We start from the raw sequence: 16,877 nt of genomic DNA, 5'->3' as shown, positions 1-16,877 counted from the left end.
GTCGGGCTCAATGCAACACCGCTCTGGTTTCGATCAGAGGCATGACTTCAATTCAATCTGTGACCTGCTGGTCATAATTCAACTCCGCTCAGCAGACCTTGGAAGTAAGTGAATGCAGTATAACAGATTTCTTCCAAAACGGGTGAAAATCTCGGCGTTTGGTTCTCTGACCCCAAAAGCCGTGAGAATTGTCCATGTGAATAATTATCAAAGGTCGCAAATAGAACAGATTGTGTCGCCGCGTTTTGGAATGGTCGCGCAAGACGTTGAGGGGCAAAATGGCAGACGACGACTGGAAAATCAGCCTGATCAGCCGCACCATTGGGGCAGATCGCGGCCGTGCCGCACGAGGACGGCCGTAAAGGTGTGCTTGCTGACACCTTAAGACATCACTCAACGACCGGATTCTTGAAATGAACGACCAACCCCGCAATTCTTCGCGCAGTGGCGGCCGTGCCGCGCGCCGAGCTGCCCGTGCAACTGCACTGCCCGAGCACCTGCGACCTGTCCGCCCCGGAATGGAAGGCGGCGTCCTGAATGTACTGACACAGGCACAGATCGAACGCATCCACGAAGCAGCACTGACCGCGCTTGAAACCATTGGCCTGGCGGACGCGCCGCAAAGTGGCATTGACTATCTGGTCGGTGCGGGCTGCACCTTGGGCGACGATGGACGTATCCGTTTCCCCCGTGCCCTTGTCGAGGACACGATTGCAAAGGCGAACCGCTCGGTCACTTTGTACAGCCGGGACGGTAACACCGATCTGGAATTGTCGGGAACCAAGGTGCACTACGGTACGGCCGGGGCGGCCGTGTCCATGGTCGACGTCCACGGTCGGGAATATCGTCATTCCACCGTGCAAGATCTGCACGATGCCGCACGAATCTGCCAACAGCTTGATAATATTCACTTTGTGCAGCGGCCAATGGTCTGTCGTGACATCGCCGACAACCTCGAAATGGACCTCAACACGATTTACGCCTGCTGTTCAGGGTCATTCAAACACATCGGGACATCTTTCACCGAACCAAGCCACGTCGCTCCGGCGATGGAAATGATCTATATGATTGCGGGCGGTGAAGACAAATTTCGCGAGCGACCCTTCGTGTCGAACTCGAACTGCTTTGTTGTTCCTCCAATGAAATTCGCAACCGAAAGCTGCGAAGTGATGGAAGCATGCATCAAGGCCGGAATGCCTGTCTTGCTGCTATCTGCTGGTATGGCCGGAGCCACAGCGCCGTCGACCATCGCCGGTGCGATCACGCAAGCAACTGCGGAATGCCTGGCGGGATTGGTTTATGTTAATGCCGTAAGTCCCGGTGCTCCGGCGATTTTTGGCACCTGGCCGTTTGGTCTGGACCTGCGAACCGGTGCCATGTCGATCGGTTCAGGGGAACAGGCCCTTCTGACCGCCGGATGTGCCCAGATGCACCGGTTCTACGACCTTCCAGGCGGCGCTGCGGCTGGCGCATCAGATTCGAAACTGCCCGATATGCAGGCTGGCTGGGAACAGATGTGTTCGAATGTCATGGCAGGTCTGTCCGGTCTGAACATGGTATACGAGGCGGCCGGGATGCATGCCTCGTTGCTGGGGTTCTGCCTGGAAAGTCTGATCCTCAGCGATGATCTGATCGGACAGGCGCAACGCTGTGTACGCGGGATCGAAGTGACGGATGACACGCTGGCACTGGATCAAATGGCGGCGGTATGCATGGGCGGCCCAGGCCACTATCTGGGGACTGACGCAACGCTGAGCCGGATGCAGTCAGATTACGTCTATCCGACATACGGAGATCGCTCCTCACCGAAAGAGTGGGTGGAGCTTGGCAAGCCCGATCTGGTGGAAAAAGCCGTAGCAAGGAAAGAGGAAATCCTTTCCACCCCTTCCCCAGCAAGGTTCGACCCGGTTCTGGACGCCGAACTTCGGAAAAAATTCAAAATCCATCTTCCCGCTTAAGGTGATGGAAAAGGCGGCCCGAAAGGGATCGGGCCGCCTGTTCATACAATGCCTACCCGTCGCTGGGCGGCAACAATCCTGCCTCCTGCGCGATCGCGACCTCGTCTGCATCCAGCGCTCCGTCACCATTGGCATCCATGGCTGAGAAAGTGTCGGCGTTGACTTCCGGTACGACTGCCTGAATTTCCTCGATGGTCAGCAGACCATCACCGTTGGTATCGGCTGAGGATTGGGCCGAAGCAACGCCGGGCAAGCCCAGAACGGCCATGGAAAGCCCGATCAAATAATGCGATTTCATTTCAGTGCCTCCTGAAAGGTGTGTTTGTGTTTACGTCCGGACGACGCCCAGAAGCACATGGACCCCCCTGCGCGTCACGCGCTTTGGTAGAGTTTCGTGATTTCACGCCAATCTTTGCGTGTTTGCCCGAGTCGGGTTTGCGGCCCTCCGCCTGAAGAAGCCGGCAAAACCTGTATCGGCGGCTCTTGCCCGACAGGACCACCTCGATCCGGCAATGTGGCGCTTATCCGGGACGACTCGGAGGGGCAAAAAAGAAAGGGGGCCGAAGCCCCCTGTCAGTTTCGCCTTCCAGGCTCATTTCGTTGACCGCCCGGTGTTTTTTTGCCTGCGGCCTGGACTGCGCATGGGGCGAGCGCACCCGCCCCGTGAAAGAGTGGGAGGGAGCAAATATTCCGCCCCACCCTGTTCCCGGCCAACACGGGCATGTCGGCCGAGTGGAGAATGGTCAGTCGGTAACAGACCTGTTCTCCGTATTCGTCGGGGTCGGTTACTTAGGGCAGCGTCCGACCCCTACGCCCCGGGGTGCCAGGGCGTTAAATTCAGCTACACCCGCTTGTCGCGCCGCAGGTGTTGCACTTCATGCAAGTTCCGTTTCGTACCAGCGTGTAGTTTCCGCACTCGCCGCAGGGGTCGCCCTCATAGCCCTGCATCTTGGCTTTGGTGCGGGCGTCCATCCCTGTTGCCACTGCCGTTTCGGTGGCAGGCGCTTCAAAGACAGTTGCTGTTTCTGCTAAACCGGCCACGTCACCATAACTGCCGTTGAACACCATCAGATCCTGCGGCAGACGCTTGCGCAGATACCCGGTTGAACTGATTTGTTTTAACACTTCCAACGACTTGGACGCCGCAGTTTCACTGATTTCCGAGACGTTGGAAACGCCTTCCTCTTCACCGCGTCCCAGATCATCAAAGGTAGCACCCTCGGGTTTCACATGGGCCAGATCGGTACGGTCCAGATAAGACACGGCCAGTTCGCGGAAGATGTAATCCAGGATCGACGTCGCGTTCTTGATCGAGTCGTTGCCCTGCACCATCCCTGCCGGTTCGAACTTGGTAAAGGTGAAGGCGTCGACAAATTCCTCCAGCGGCACGCCATATTGCAGACCGACCGACACTGCGATGGCAAAGTTGTTCATCATCGCCCGGAAGCCAGCACCTTCCTTGTGCATGTCGATGAAAATCTCGCCCAGTTGACCGTCTTCGAACTCACCCGTGCGCAGATAAACCTTGTGGCCGCCAACGATGGCCTTCTGTGTATACCCCTTTCGGCGATGCGGCAGTTTCTCGCGATGACTGCGGATAATTTCCTTGACCACAACCTTCTCGATCACCTTTTCGGCCAGAACGACGGCTTTTTCCTGAGCAGAGCCGCTTTCCAGCACCTCGGCCGCCTCATCATCATCCTCGACCAGCGCAGCCGCAAGAGGCTGAGACAGTTTCGAGCCGTCTCGGTACAGCGCGTTGGCTTTCACACCCAGCGACCAGCTAAGTTCATAGGCCTTCTGGCAGTCTTCGATTGTTGCATCATTCGGCATGTTGATCGTTTTGCTGATCGCACCCGAGATAAAGCTTTGTGCCGCTGCCATCATGGTGATGTGGCTGTCAACCCCAAGGAAACGCTTGCCTTTCTTGCCGCACGGGTTCGCGCAGTCGAAGATCGCGTAGTGTTCTTCCTTCAGATGCGGTGCACCTTCCAGAGTCATGGTTCCGCAGACGTGGTCGTTGGCCGCGTCGATATCCGCGCGGGTGAACCCCAGATGGCGCAACAAATCAAAGGTCGGGTCATTCAGCTTGGTCGCCGGAATGCCCAGAACACCGGTGCAGAAATCTTCGCCCAATGTCCATTGGTTGAAGACGAACCGGATGTCAAAGGCGCTTTCCAGCGCGGCGTCCACCTTGGCCAGTTCATTGGCACCAAAGCCGTGGCCAGTCAGTGAGGTGTGGTTGATCCCCGGCGCATTGCCGATGGTGCCGTGGCCGACCGCATAGGATACAATCTCTTCGATCTGCGACGAGGAATAGCCAAGCTTTTCCAGCGCAGAAGGTACCGAGCGGTTGATGATCTTGAAGTAACCGCCGCCTGCCAGCTTCTTGAACTTCACCAGCGCAAAATCGGGCTCGATTCCCGTGGTGTCGCAGTCCATCACCAGACCGATGGTGCCGGTGGGGGCAATCACAGTAGCCTGTGCGTTGCGGTAACCGTTCTGCTCGCCAAGGCTCAGCGCTTCGTCCCACGCCGACATGGCCAGATCGACCAAACGCTTGTCGGGGCAGTTACCATGGTCCAGAGGCACCGGCTTGACGGCCAGCTTCTCATACCCCTCGGTCACACCCTGCGCCGCGCGGCGATGGTTGCGGATAACGCGCAGCATATGGTCGGCATTGCGCTTGTATCCCTTGAACGGGCCAAGTTCACCGGCAATTTCAGCTGAAGTGGCATATGCCACACCGGTCATGATCGCGGTCAGGGCACCGCAGATCGCCCGGCCCTCGTCCGAGTCATAGCTGTAGCCCATGTTCATCAGCAGGCCGCCAATGTTTGCGTAACCCAGGCCCAGAGTGCGGAAGTCGTACGACAGCTGCGCGATTTCCTTTGACGGGAATTGCGCCATGGTTACCGAGATTTCCAGCGTCAGGGTCCAAAGGCGTGAGGCATGCATGTAATCGGCTGCCTTGAACTCACCATCCTTGAGGAAGGTCAGCAGGTTCATCGAGGCCAGGTTACAGGCCGTGTCATCCAGGAACATGTATTCCGAACACGGATTCGATCCGCGAATTTCACCATCTTCGGGGCATGTGTGCCATTCGTTGACAGTGTCGTGGAACTGGATACCCGGATCAGCACAGGCCCATGCAGCGTGACCGACTTTCTCCCACAGGTCCCTCGCCTTGACCGTCTTGGCAACCTTGCCATCGGTGCGGTTGATCAGCTCCCAATCGGCGTCTTTCTCAACAGCGGTCAGAAACGCATTGGTCACGCGGATGGAGTTGTTCGAGTTCTGGCCCGAAACCGAGCTATAGGCTTCTGAGTCCCAGTCCGTGTCATATGTCGGGAATTCGATGCTGTCGTGACCCTGCTTGGCATAATCCAGCACACGTTTGATGTAAGTCTCCGGGATTGCTACCTTTTTCGCCTCGCGGATCGCCTTTTTCAGCGCTTCGTTCTTGTTGGGATCATAGGCATCCTCGGCAGCACCGTCCCAAGAGCGAATGGCCTCGAAAATACCGTTCAGCATCTTCTCGTGCATCTTCGATCCGGCAACGATCGAGGCCACTTTCTGCTCTTCGATTACCTTCCATTCGATGAATTGTTCGATATCGGGGTGATCCGCATCGACAATAACCATCTTTGCTGCCCGACGGGTTGTCCCGCCTGATTTGATCGCGCCGGCGGCGCGGTCGCCGATCTTGAGAAAGCCCATCAGGCCCGAGGATTTGCCGCCACCCGACAGTGCCTCGCCTTCCGCACGCAGATGGCTGAAGTTGGTCCCGGTGCCCGAGCCGTATTTGAACAACCGTGCTTCGCGCACCCACAGATCCATGATGCCGCCTTCGTTCACCAGATCATCATCGACGGACTGGATGAAGCAGGCATGTGGCTGCGGATGTTCGTAGGCGGATTTGGATTTGGTCAGTTTGCCGGTCTTGTAGTCGACATAATGGTGCCCTTGCGCCGGACCGTCGATTCCATAAGCCCAGTGCAGGCCAGTATTGAACCATTGCGGGCTGTTTGGGGCGGCGCGCTGAGTCGCCAGCATGTACCGCATTTCGTCGAAATAGGCGCGTGCATCCTCTTCGGTCGAAAAGTAGCCACCTTTCCACCCCCAGTATGCCCACGCACCGGCCAGCCGGTCAAAGACCTGCTTGGAGGAAATTTCGCCTTCGAATTCAGCATCTTCAGCGGGAACCGACCGCCACAGGAATTCAGGAACGTCTTTTTCCTTAACTTTGGTCAGTTTGGACGGGACACCAGCCTTGCGAAAGTACTTCTGGGCAATCACATCGCTTGCCACCTGCGACCAGGTTGACGGAACTTCGATCCCTTCCAGGCGGAACACAATGGTTCCATCGGGGTTTCGGATTTCAGATGTCGCAGACACAAAATCCAGTTCCGAATAGGCATCCTGATCTGGTTTGGTGAATTTTCTTTCAATCTTCATGTCCGCAGCCCTAGTTAAATTCCGCTTAATTTTCGGTTCACGGCACTACATTTTGAGTTGCGGAGCACCACCCGCAACGCCGACAGAAGCGCACAAAGGTACTGGTCGCTGTTTTGGACAGCGAAAAAGCCGTTACAACGGCTGCACGTTAATAGACTGTGCTTATCCGACCCTCGCCTGTTGCCGTCCCGGCTTGAACACCAGATATTGTGGCAATCTCTTCGGCTCATACAATTTGACGTATATTGCCATAGAAGGTCAACGCCCTTTTTCAGCCAAATTTGAAATCTTTTTTGTTGACCAGACCCAGACACGAGGAGTGTGAAACTCAAGGTCCGATTCCTCCACAGGCTCGCCTTCGGTAAATTTTCGGTCACAACTCGAAGTCTCAAATCGAATTACCGTTTTTACCAGCATAGTTATCTGTATTTGATCAACCAACGCCGCGCTGGTTAGGCTGTAAAGGAATCATCTTCGCCGGGTCTGTCGAACCCACGCTGAACGACCAAAGGTTCACTTCGGAATGAGAAAGGCCAAATGAATGAAGTTGCTTCGCTTTATCCCCGCGTTGGCCTGTATCGTGGCCTGCACGCCACAAGAAACGCCCACCCCGTCACGTAGCGCGCTGTTCGAAACGCAGCCTCAAAGGTTGTTTGAGGCATTTGAATCCAGTTGTTCTGGACCCGGCAAGGTATTTGAGAAAATCGGCAAACAGGCTTTTGAGTGCAGCGAATACCTGCCCCCAAAAGCGGCAGCCTATTTGATTCTGAACTATGACGGGTTTCCGCAGGACCTGCCCCAAAGTGTCATGCGCCTGACATCGTCAAAAACAGGTTCCGGCTATCGCGTCGACGCACGATCGTACTATAAAGTGCCGCAGAAAACCGGAGCAATCGTCGAGGTTCCACTGGAAAGTGACGCGCTGGATCAGGCGATCAGCTCGTTGTATCTGGCGATGGGCGGAACGCCCACATGAGAATGTGAAGGAAGTGGTCGGGGCGGCAGGATTCGAACCTACGACCCCCTGTACCCAAAACAGGTGCGCTACCAGACTGCGCCACGCCCCGGACCGTGCGCCTTCCTAACGATGACAATCTGATTTGAAAAGCCCTAACAGGGCCAAATCGCAGGACCTTGCGAAAAAATTTCGTGCTGCATCTGAGTGCCGACGCCGATAGAGTAGCGCGCGGACAATCCGGCATTGATTTCCAGCACCGCAAAAACGGCATCCCCACCTTCAATCGGTGTCAGATCGCCGGGAATCGCACGCTCATGCACGTGTGACACTGTGCCCGTACGGTCCAAAAATATCATGTCGAGCGGAATCAGTGTGTTCTTCATCCAGAACGCGACAGGTTGCGGTGGATCGAACACGAACAGCATACCGGATCGATTCGGCAACGACTCGCGAAACATCAACCCCTTTGACCGTTCCTGAGGCGTAACCGCAATTTCCACGTCAAATCGGATTGTCGCGCTGTCGTTTCGGAGAGTGATATGATCAACGCTGCACGCAGCAAACGCCCCCCCTGTCCACAGTGTGATCAGAAGTGTCCAGAATACCAGAAAACGAGTCATCGAAGTGTCAGCCGTCCAGCGCGGCTTCCCAGGCGAGAACCTGCGCCGCCATTCGGCCGCGCTTGCCATCAATTACGCGCATCGCAAGCGCCTCTCCGGGCTGGAGGTCAGCAAGCCCCGAGCGCCGCAACACTTCGATATGCAAGAACACGTCTTCACCGCGCCCAAAAACATTTGCGAACCCGAAGCCCTTGCCTTTGTCGAACCACTTCACCCGCGCGGCCTCCAGAGGGGCTTCTGCAATAGCGTCCGGATCCAACTCGGCGAAATCGGCCAACATCATCGACTCGGCGCGCGCTGGCGGGTCAATTGCAACAACCTCAACCGCCTGAACACCTCTGTCCGTGCGGTGTGTCATGATCTCGATACCCGCTCCGTCCGCGACGGAACTTTGGCCGAAATTGCGCAATACGTTCACATGCAACAGAATATCCGGGCCGCCTTCGTCAGACACAACAAAGCCGTATCCCTTGGCGGGATCGAACCATTTCACGTGTCCACGGACGCGATACATGTTGTTCAGGTCTTCTGGCACGGTTTTCCCATCGCGAATTTTAGCAGTTCGTTAAGGGTCTGTTGTTTATGGGATTGGCGGGCAAATTCAAGCTGAAAAAATCGTTTACTTTCTGCCTGTTGCATTTCACGACACGTGAACGTCATGGATTCAACCTTTCAACATGCCATGCCGATCCCGGCTCAATTCGTTTCCATCTGAACCGGTCATGCAAGCGAAATGCTCCATCAGCCCAGAACTCAATCTCTGTCGGCGTTAATCGGTACCCGCCCCAGAATGGAGGACGAGGTGGATTCGGCCCAAGTTTAGCGGTCACTTTCGCGACCTCTGCCATCAAAGCTGTCCGACTTGAAAGCGGTTGTGACTGCTTTGAAGCCCAGGCACCCAACCGGCTTTTCAATGACCTTGATGCATAATACGCATCAGCCTGGGGCCCGTTTTCACGACATACTGTACCACGAACACGAAGTTGACGCCGCAAAGATTTCCAATGCATTACAAATGCAGCTTTTTCCGACGTATCCAGCTCATTCGCTTTGACGCTTTCGTAGTTTGTATAGAATACAAATGAATCCGCTTCGATTTCTTTCAGCAGAACCATGCGTGCATTTGGCAAACCATCCGGGTCAACGGTTGCAAGCGCAATCGCATTCGGATCATTCGATTCAGTTTCTTCAGCCTCAGCTAACCACCGGGCCGCAATTTCAAACGGATCGGAGCCAGCAAAGATGCCATCACGCTCGGTCATTTCCATCCCCTGGAAAGTATTAATGACGAGCCTAAGGCGAGAACCCGCTGCGAGCAAGAGCGCACGGCCTTGATGCAGCGCTACCAATGGCATAAACCATGCCAATCTAACGCGAAGACAGGCGGAGAACCAAACATGTCAAATCAGTTGATGGCCGGCAAACGTGGCCTCATCATGGGACTGGCCAATGACAAATCAATCGCATGGGGAATCGCCCGCGCCTTGTCCGAAGCCGGAGCTGAACTTGCCTTTTCTTATCAGGGTGACGCTTTAAAAAAACGTGTGGACCCGCTGGCTGCGCAATTGGGCAGCGAAATTGTTCTGCCCTGCGACGTGAGCGATGAGGCTTCAATTGATGGGCTTTTCTCGGCGCTGGAAGAGAAATGGGGCAAGCTGGACTTTATCGTTCACGCCATCGGGTTTTCTGACAAGAACGAATTGCGTGGACGTTATGTGGATACCAGCCGGGCCAACTTCACGCTGACAATGGATGTCTCCGTCTATTCGTTCACCGCGGTTATGCAGCGCGCGGAAAAGATGATGTCCGAAGGCGGCAGTGCCATAACACTGACCTATTACGGAGCCGAGCAGGTGATGCCCCACTATAACGTGATGGGTGTTGCCAAGGCCGCTCTGGAAGCGTCGGTCAAATACCTGGCCGAGGACCTGGGCAAGGACGGTATTCGCGTGAACGCGATCTCGGCCGGCCCGATCAAAACCCTGGCTGCCAGCGGCATTGGCGATTTTCGCTACATCATGAAATGGAACGAGTACAACTCTCCGCTGCGCCGCAACGTGACCATTGACGATGTCGGCAAGTCGGCCCTGTACCTGCTGTCGGACCTCAGCAGCGGCGTCACCGGAGAGAATCTGCACGTGGATTCGGGTTACCATATTGTCGGAATGAAGGCCGTTGACGCCCCTGACGTGGAAAAAGGTTAAGAACATGAGCGCTAAGGACCGCCTGCCGCACGAAAAAGGATTTCACATCAGCTGGGACCAGATCCACCGCGACTCGCGCGCATTGGCGTGGCGTCTGGACGGGCAAGGCCCCGATGATGGCAACTGGCGTGCTGTTGTGGCGATCACCCGTGGCGGCATGGCCCCTGCGATGATCGTCAGCCGGGAACTGGATATTCGTACCGTCGATACGGTCAGTGTGAAATCCTACCACCATCAAGCTCAGGGTGAGGCGGAAGTTCTGAAAGCACCCGATGCCAAGTTAATGGGCGACGGAACCGGAATTCTGATCATCGACGATCTTGTGGACAGCGGGAAAACCCTGGAACTGGTTCGGGAGATGTATCCGAACGCGCATTTTGCGACGGTTTATGCCAAGCCCAAGGGACGCCCTATGGTGGATACGTTCATCACCGAAGTCAGTCAGGACACATGGATCTTTTTCCCGTGGGACATGGCCCTTCAATATGTCGAGCCCTATCGCGGCACCGATTGAAATCAGATCAGTAGGCAGCACATGACGCTCAGCCGTACCGCCGCAACATTCGCGCCGCCAGTGATGGAAGCGCGCCGATGGCTCGAGGGCGTTACGTTCCCACCCGAACGCCCGCTGATCAACGTAAGCCAGGCGGCGCCGGTTGACCCGCCGCCGCTGGCCTTGCGCGAGGCTATGGCCGAATTTACCGTGCGCGAAGACCATGCGCATCTTTATGGCCCTGTGCTGGGAAACGACAATCTTCGCGCGGAACTGGCTGCGCAGATCAGCACGCACTACGCAGCAAGGGTTGGGGCACCTCAGGTTGCTATCACCTCAGGCTGCAATCAGGCGTTTTCAGCAGTGATATCGGCCATCACCGGCGAAGGGGATGAGGTCATTCTACCAACCCCGTGGTATTTCAATCATAAAATGTGGCTGGATATGTCGGGTGTCCACGCTGTGGACCTGAAGACCGGCGACGATTTGCTGCCCGATCCTGAGCGCGCACGCGCGCTGATCACGGACAAAACACGCGCCATCACTCTGGTCACGCCCAACAATCCCGGCGGCGTTGAATACCCGGCAGACCTTGTCCGCGCCTTCTTTGAGCTTGCGAGCGAAACCGGGATTCACCTGATCGTCGACGAAACCTACCGTGACTTCGACAGTCGCAGCGGGCCACCACATGACCTGTTCCAGCAACCAGACTGGGATCAGACGCTGATCCACCTTTATTCCTTCTCCAAGGCCTACAGGCTGACGGGCCACAGGGTCGGCGCAATTGCAACGGGCACCGCACTTCTGGCTGAGGTCGAGAAGTTTCTCGACACTGTTGCCATTTGCCCCGGTCAGATCGGACAGTTCGCCGCGCTTTGGGGTATGCAGAACTTGTCGCAATGGCTGGCAGGCGAACGCGACGAAATACTCGACCGTCGCGCTGCCATCCTTGAGAGGATACCCGCACTGGAAGCTAAAGGCTGGCGTCTTTTGGGACTTGGGGCGTATTTCGCCTATCTGGAGCACCCGTTTGACATTCCGTCCGACGAACTTGCCCGGCGTTTGGTGCGTGAAGCCGGTGTTCTGCTATTGCCCGGCACCATGTTCACGCCCGATCACCACCCGGACGGGAAACGGCAAGTGCGCATTGCCTTCGCCAACCTCGACCGCACAGGTTTGGGCCAATTGTTCGAACGGTTGCAGGGCCTGTCCTTCTAAGCTTGCCCCCCGGCGGTGTGCGTCGTATTCAAGGCGGCAACCGACAGGGCAGAACGCTGCCGTAATAACAAGAGGGCACCATGGCCGCAGGCGCTAAACGTCTTTCGAAAACCTTTGTCTGGATTCTGATGGGCATGCTGATGCTGGGGCTCGCGGGGTTCGGCGCCGTCAACCTGAGCGGCACAGTCCGTACCGTGGCGCAAGTTGGTGATGAAAGCATCTCGATCGATGATTTTGTCCGCGAGTTGCAGCGCGAGATCCGCGCGGTTGAGGCGCAATCGGGTCAGCCCCTGCAAATGTCGCAGGCACGCGATCTGGGGCTGGACCGAAACGCGCTTGCCCGCCTGACGGCCTTGGCGTCGCTGGACAACGAGGTGAGCCAGCTTGGGATTTCCATAGGGGATGAAAACCTGCAAAAAGAGATCGTGTCTGTCCCGGCCTTTCAGGGCGTAGACGGCAATTTCGACCGCGAGGCATACCGCTTTCAGCTTGAACAGGTCGGCATGACGGATTCCGAGTTCGAGTCGGACCTGCGCAAAGAATCTGCCCGTACGATCGTTCAAGGTGCGATCATGGGGGGTGTGGAAATGCCCTCAACCGTGACAGACACAATGGCCAACTATATCAGCGCCCGTCGCAGCTTTACCGTTGCAACCGCCGGGGCCGAGGCATTGGAAGAGCCCGTGGCCGAGCCGACTGACGCACAGATTCAAACCTACTATGACGAAAACGCTGAACAGTTCACCCTGCCCCGCACGAAACAACTGACGTATGCGATTCTGTCTCCGGCCATGTTGGTGGACACGGTTGAGGTTGACGAAGAATCCCTTCGCAAGCTCTTTGAAGAGCGGTCGGACGAATATAATCAACCGGAACGCCGTCTGGTCGAGCGCCTGAATTTCCCGGATGAACAAGCAGCCAACGACGCCAAGGCGCAACTTGAGGTCGGCGGAACGACCTTTGAACAACTGGTTCGCGATCGTGATCTGGAACTTTCCGATATCGATCTAGGCGACCTGGCACGTGAGGATCTGGGCGAGGCCGCCGACGCCGTGTTCGCGGCAGAGCTTGACGCCGTTGTTGGCCCTCTGCCTTCGGTATTTGGCCCCGCCCTGTTCCGTGTCAACGGATCCCTGGCTGCAAACAGCGTTCCCTTTGAGGAGGCCGAACCGGCCCTGCGCGAAGAACTGGCGACAGAACGCGCCCGCCGCCTGATCGAGGCACAGTCCGAAGACATAAACGACATGTTGGCTGGCGGCGCGACTCTCGAAGAACTGGCAAATGAAACCGAAATGGAACTGGGTCAGATCGACTGGACCCGAGACAGCGCCGAGGACATAGCGGCCTATGACGGGTTCCGCACGGCCGCCGAAGCCGTGCAAGAAGGAGATTTCCCTGAAATCGCATTTCTCGAAGACGGATCGATCTTTGCCTTGCGCCTGAACGACGTTCTGCCGCGTCGCCCCGAACCGCTGGAAAGCGCACGCGACAGTGTCGCTGCGGCTTGGGTACAGGCAGAGACCAATAAAGCCCTGTTGGACAAAGCAAACGCCGCATTGAGCCTACTGGCCACTGATGGTGACTTCGCAGCGACTGGCCTGCCCTTCCGCGTTGAAAACGCACTGACGCGTACCGCGTTTCTTGATGACGTCCCCGCCAGTTTCATGAATGAAGTGTTTCAGATGGAACTCGGTGAGTTGCGTGTCATTGGTGGAAATGGTGCAGCCTTGCTGGTGCGTCTGGACGAGGTTCTGCCCCCCGAGGATTCCGACGAACTGCGCCGGTTGCGCGACGCACTGGCAACGCAGATGGATCAGGCGCTGTCACAGAATATTTTTGACGCATACGTACGGGACGCTCAGACCCGCGCCCGCCCGGTCGTGGATCAGCAGGCGCTGAACGCCGTGCAGGCGAGCTTTTAAGCGAGACCAAGATGGCCCTGACACCCGATTTCGATACCTTCGCACGCGCCTATGAAGCGGGCGAAAACCAGGTGGTTTACACACGTCTCGCCGCCGATCTGGACACACCCGTGTCGTTGATGCTCAAACTGACGGGAGCGCAGAAAGATGCGTTCATGCTGGAGTCGGTTACGGGCGGTGAGGTGCGTGGCCGCTATTCGATCATCGGCATGAAACCGGACCTGATCTGGCGCTGTCACGGTGAAACGTCCGAGTTGAACCGCTCGGCGCGGTTCGACGCCGACGCCTTTGCAGCGCAGGATGGCAATCCAATGGACAACCTGCGTGCCTTGCTGGCCGAAAGCCGTATCGAGTTGCCAGACGACCTGCCTCAGGCCGCTGCCGGGCTGTTTGGATATCTGGGCTATGACATGGTTCGGCTGGTCGAATACCTGCCGGACGTGAACCCCGATCCGCTGGGGCTGCCAGATGCGATCATGTTGCGCCCGTCTGTTGTCGCAGTATTGGATGGTGTCAAAGGCGAGGTGACGGTGGTCTCACCCACCTGGGCAAGCGACGGTCAATCTGCCAAAGCTGCCTATGCACAGGCGGCCGAGCGTGTGATGGATGCGGTCCGCGATCTGGAACGCGCGATGCCCGCCGAAACCCGTGATCTGGGCGACGCGCGCGAAGTTGCGGCACCGGTGTCGAACTTCACCAAGTCGGGCTATATGGAAGCGGTTGAAAAGGCCAAGGAATACATCCGCGCTGGCGATATCTTCCAAGTTGTTCCGGCTCAGCGTTGGACGCAGGATTTTCCGCTGCCGCCTTTTGCGCTTTATCGTTCGCTGCGGCGCACCAACCCCTCGCCATTTATGTTCTACTTCAACTTCGGCGGTTTTCAGGTCGTTGGGGCCAGCCCCGAGATTCTGGTGCGTGTGTTCGGCAGCGAAGTCACCATTCGCCCGATTGCAGGCACCCGTCCCCGTGGCGCGACCCCCGAGGAAGACAAAGCGAACGAGCTTGACCTGCTGGCCGATAAGAAAGAGCTGGCCGAACACCTCATGCTTCTGGACCTCGGGCGCAATGATACCGGCCGCGTGTCCAAAATCGGTACGGTTCGCCCGACCGAAGAGTTCATCATCGAACGCTACAGCCATGTGATGCACATCGTGTCCAACGTGGTGGGTGAGCTGGCGGAAGACAAAGATGCGCTGGACGCCTTCTTTGCCGGGATGCCTGCGGGCACCGTCTCGGGTGCGCCGAAAGTGCGGGCGATGGAGATCATTGACGAGCTTGAGCCGGAAAAACGCGGCGTCTATGGCGGTGGTGTTGGCTATTTCAGCGCAGGCGGTGACATGGACATGTGCATTGCCCTGCGCACGGCCATCGTGAAGGATCAGAAACTCTATATTCAGGCTGGCGGCGGTGTTGTCTATGACAGCGACCCCGAGGCCGAGTTTATGGAGACTGTCCATAAGTCAAACGCCATACGGCGCGCGGCGGAAGATGCCGCTCGGTTCACCGGAAACGGCAACAGTTAAAAAAACAAGGGCGGCTGATCAATTGATCACCGCCCTGTTTCAAGCTGTCACTGTACCTGTTTCATCAAGACGGCCGAGATCGGCGCCATCGCTACCCGGCTGCCGCGATCCTCAAGACCCCACAGCAACAGGGCCGAGATTGTCTCGGGCCGCACCCGCCCCAGCATGACAACGGTTCCTTCCTGACCTGCCCGGAACGCGGCCTGATCCAGGAACCGGCGCATGATTCTGGGATCCTGTCGCGCCCCATCGATATCGCGGAACACAACGCTGGACGGAATGCCATTGCGAACCGCCAACTTCTGGACAGTATTCAGCCCATTGTCCTGTGTGATCAACCCGCGTCCGGTTCCGGCAGCAATTGCCGCGACCTGATCGGCCAGCTTGCGGTTTCCCTGAATGCCACTGTTCACGCCTTCCAGAATACCCACTGTTTCAGGCAATGTATCCAGCCACACGGACAGGGAAACTTCGGCATCCTGCGCACTCGCGGCTTCGGGCAGGTCCGCAAGGGCCAGAACTTCGAACCCAGCCGCGCGGTGCCGTGCCATCTTTTCCGCCGCATCCGGATCAGACGGGTTCACGGCAAAGCTGATCGGGTAAGGGAAATCCTGCAACGCTTCGGCGCCGAACGCGCCTTCGTCATCAATCAGAATGATCGACATCAGCGGCTTAGATTCCGGGTTCTCGAACTTGGCGGCAAAACGTTCAATCGGTTTTTCCACAGATGGCTGTTCGGAAATCGCCTGTTCTGCAACAGGCTCATCATCGCGTTCCGTCAACGGCAGGATACGTTTTCCGACAATCGAACTGGCACTTTCTTCCTGTTCTCCCCCGATCTGAGGCAGCGCAGCAATACGCGGAAGCTCACGGGGCAAGGTATCTTCATCCCCTTCCACCGCAATCGGACTGCTTTCAAATGAATTATCAGTCGTAGTGTCTTTTGTTTGTGGATCAGCCTCGACCTGTGGCAACGGATTTGGTTCGGGCTCAAGAACCGCGACCTCGGTTGTGTCAGGCTCGAATGGAGGTGCGGGCGTTTCATCAATTACAACCGGCAAGGACTGTTCCTGCTGAACTGCGGGCACCTTGCTGGGCTCGGGCGGCGCAGCGGGGGCTTCGGTCATGACAGACACTTCGGTCGCGACCGATGCAGCGGGCTCGTTCGGGGCCTCAGCCGCTTTGCCAACCTCGGGCTGCGGCTCGGATGACGCTTCCAACCCGGACAAATCGGCCAGATCTTCGCTGGCATTATCGGCGGCTTCTGGCGCACGCGGGGCCAGTTCCGCCAGATCGGCATCAGAAACATCCTCGGCAAGTTCAGTAGGCGCCTCTGGTGTTTCTGAAATCGTCGGCGCTGGTGCTTCGGTCGCAACAACCGGTGTGTTGACCATCGGCGTGTTGAGCGACACGACCGCACCCAAGATCAAAACAACGATCGCCCCTGCGACCATTCCTCCGAAAAATCCGCCCATATTTCCTGCCTTTCGCCTCTTTTCCCTGCCTCGCCCTGCTCTGCGCCA

The 16,877-nt window shown here is 57.1% G+C and carries 13 protein-coding genes and 1 tRNA gene; 7 read left to right on the top strand and 7 right to left on the bottom strand.

Annotated features, from left to right (window positions below; translation table 11 throughout):
• The first annotated feature begins 413 nt into the window (after positions 1 to 413).
• Entirely contained in the window at positions 414 to 1,958 is a 1,545-nt protein-coding gene (locus ACR0DS_RS05835; RefSeq protein ID WP_480557918.1) for a trimethylamine methyltransferase family protein, read from the top strand.
• Positions 1,959 to 2,010: 52 nt separating this feature from the next.
• On the opposite strand, the gene ACR0DS_RS05830 is transcribed toward ACR0DS_RS05835, so the two are convergent.
• On the bottom strand, positions 2,011 to 2,256 hold the full coding sequence (locus ACR0DS_RS05830; RefSeq protein ID WP_209596397.1) for an EF-hand domain-containing protein: 246 nt from the start codon (positions 2,254 to 2,256) through the stop codon (positions 2,011 to 2,013).
• A 539-nt stretch (positions 2,257 to 2,795) separates the two neighbouring features.
• Entirely contained in the window at positions 2,796 to 6,416 is a 3,621-nt protein-coding gene (locus tag ACR0DS_RS05825; RefSeq protein WP_480557920.1) for a vitamin B12-dependent ribonucleotide reductase, read from the bottom strand.
• A 541-nt stretch (positions 6,417 to 6,957) separates the two neighbouring features.
• Between ACR0DS_RS05825 and ACR0DS_RS05820 the strand changes: the two genes are divergently transcribed.
• Entirely contained in the window at positions 6,958 to 7,392 is a 435-nt protein-coding gene (locus ACR0DS_RS05820) for a hypothetical protein (protein WP_480545550.1), read from the top strand.
• A 14-nt stretch (positions 7,393 to 7,406) separates the two neighbouring features.
• Here the strand turns inward: ACR0DS_RS05820 and ACR0DS_RS05815 are convergent.
• From ACR0DS_RS05815 to pdxH, 4 genes are all read right to left on the bottom strand, one after another.
• Positions 7,407 to 7,483: transfer RNA gene (locus ACR0DS_RS05815), tRNA-Pro, on the bottom strand.
• Positions 7,484 to 7,526: 43 nt separating this feature from the next.
• Positions 7,527 to 7,994 (bottom strand): DUF192 domain-containing protein, encoded by a 468-nt coding sequence (locus tag ACR0DS_RS05810; RefSeq protein ID WP_480545549.1) that lies wholly within the window; start codon positions 7,992 to 7,994, stop codon positions 7,527 to 7,529.
• A 7-nt stretch (positions 7,995 to 8,001) separates the two neighbouring features.
• Positions 8,002 to 8,508 (bottom strand): cold-shock protein, encoded by a 507-nt coding sequence (locus ACR0DS_RS05805; RefSeq protein WP_245220458.1) that lies wholly within the window; start codon positions 8,506 to 8,508, stop codon positions 8,002 to 8,004.
• 142 nt (positions 8,509 to 8,650) lie between these two features.
• On the bottom strand, positions 8,651 to 9,256 hold the full coding sequence (gene pdxH, locus ACR0DS_RS05800; protein ID WP_480557922.1) for a pyridoxamine 5'-phosphate oxidase: 606 nt from the start codon (positions 9,254 to 9,256) through the stop codon (positions 8,651 to 8,653).
• Between the two features lie 135 nt (positions 9,257 to 9,391).
• On the opposite strand from pdxH, the gene fabI reads away from it, so the two are divergent.
• The 5 genes from fabI to trpE all read left to right on the top strand — a co-directional run bounded on the left by fabI (position 9,392) and on the right by trpE (position 15,354).
• Complete coding sequence (fabI, locus tag ACR0DS_RS05795; RefSeq protein ID WP_267365343.1) at positions 9,392 to 10,198, top strand: enoyl-ACP reductase FabI; 807 nt, start codon at positions 9,392 to 9,394, stop codon at positions 10,196 to 10,198.
• 4 nt (positions 10,199 to 10,202) lie between these two features.
• Positions 10,203 to 10,712, top strand: coding sequence for a xanthine phosphoribosyltransferase (gene gpt / locus ACR0DS_RS05790; protein ID WP_480557924.1), 510 nt, complete (start codon positions 10,203 to 10,205; stop codon positions 10,710 to 10,712).
• Positions 10,713 to 10,733: 21 nt separating this feature from the next.
• Positions 10,734 to 11,909, top strand: a complete 1,176-nt coding sequence (locus ACR0DS_RS05785) for an aminotransferase (RefSeq protein WP_480557926.1) — start codon at positions 10,734 to 10,736, stop codon at positions 11,907 to 11,909.
• Positions 11,910 to 11,989: 80 nt separating this feature from the next.
• Entirely contained in the window at positions 11,990 to 13,831 is a 1,842-nt protein-coding gene (locus ACR0DS_RS05780; RefSeq protein ID WP_480557928.1) for a SurA N-terminal domain-containing protein, read from the top strand.
• 11 nt (positions 13,832 to 13,842) lie between these two features.
• Positions 13,843 to 15,354, top strand: a complete 1,512-nt coding sequence (gene trpE, locus ACR0DS_RS05775) for an anthranilate synthase component I (RefSeq protein ID WP_480557930.1) — start codon at positions 13,843 to 13,845, stop codon at positions 15,352 to 15,354.
• 47 nt (positions 15,355 to 15,401) lie between these two features.
• Here trpE and ACR0DS_RS05770 read toward each other — a convergent pair whose 3' ends face one another.
• Complete coding sequence (locus tag ACR0DS_RS05770) at positions 15,402 to 16,829, bottom strand: divergent polysaccharide deacetylase family protein (protein ID WP_480557932.1); 1,428 nt, start codon at positions 16,827 to 16,829, stop codon at positions 15,402 to 15,404.
• Positions 16,830 to 16,877: the final 48 nt, after the last annotated feature.

The sequence above is a fragment of the Ruegeria sp. AF5 genome (assembly GCF_056541905.1).
The sequence above is the reverse complement of the archived record's forward strand: the minus strand, read 5'-3'. Positions and strand labels throughout refer to the sequence as shown.

Excerpts from the sequence above, each read along its gene's own strand:
- ACR0DS_RS05835 (WP_480557918.1), top strand. The coding sequence starts at position 414 with ATGAACGACCAACCCCGCAATTCTTCGCGCAGTGGCGGCCGTGCCGCG.
- ACR0DS_RS05830 (WP_209596397.1), bottom strand. The coding sequence starts at position 2,256 with ATGAAATCGCATTATTTGATCGGGCTTTCCATGGCCGTTCTGGGCTTG.
- ACR0DS_RS05825 (WP_480557920.1), bottom strand. The coding sequence starts at position 6,416 with ATGAAGATTGAAAGAAAATTCACCAAACCAGATCAGGATGCCTATTCG.
- ACR0DS_RS05820 (WP_480545550.1), top strand. The coding sequence starts at position 6,958 with ATGAAGTTGCTTCGCTTTATCCCCGCGTTGGCCTGTATCGTGGCCTGC.
- ACR0DS_RS05810 (WP_480545549.1), bottom strand. The coding sequence starts at position 7,994 with ATGACTCGTTTTCTGGTATTCTGGACACTTCTGATCACACTGTGGACA.
- ACR0DS_RS05805 (WP_245220458.1), bottom strand. The coding sequence starts at position 8,508 with ATGTATCGCGTCCGTGGACACGTGAAATGGTTCGATCCCGCCAAGGGA.
- pdxH (WP_480557922.1), bottom strand. The coding sequence starts at position 9,256 with ATGACCGAGCGTGATGGCATCTTTGCTGGCTCCGATCCGTTTGAAATT.
- fabI (WP_267365343.1), top strand. The coding sequence starts at position 9,392 with ATGTCAAATCAGTTGATGGCCGGCAAACGTGGCCTCATCATGGGACTG.
- gpt (WP_480557924.1), top strand. The coding sequence starts at position 10,203 with ATGAGCGCTAAGGACCGCCTGCCGCACGAAAAAGGATTTCACATCAGC.
- ACR0DS_RS05785 (WP_480557926.1), top strand. The coding sequence starts at position 10,734 with ATGACGCTCAGCCGTACCGCCGCAACATTCGCGCCGCCAGTGATGGAA.
- ACR0DS_RS05780 (WP_480557928.1), top strand. The coding sequence starts at position 11,990 with ATGGCCGCAGGCGCTAAACGTCTTTCGAAAACCTTTGTCTGGATTCTG.
- trpE (WP_480557930.1), top strand. The coding sequence starts at position 13,843 with ATGGCCCTGACACCCGATTTCGATACCTTCGCACGCGCCTATGAAGCG.
- ACR0DS_RS05770 (WP_480557932.1), bottom strand. The coding sequence starts at position 16,829 with ATGGGCGGATTTTTCGGAGGAATGGTCGCAGGGGCGATCGTTGTTTTG.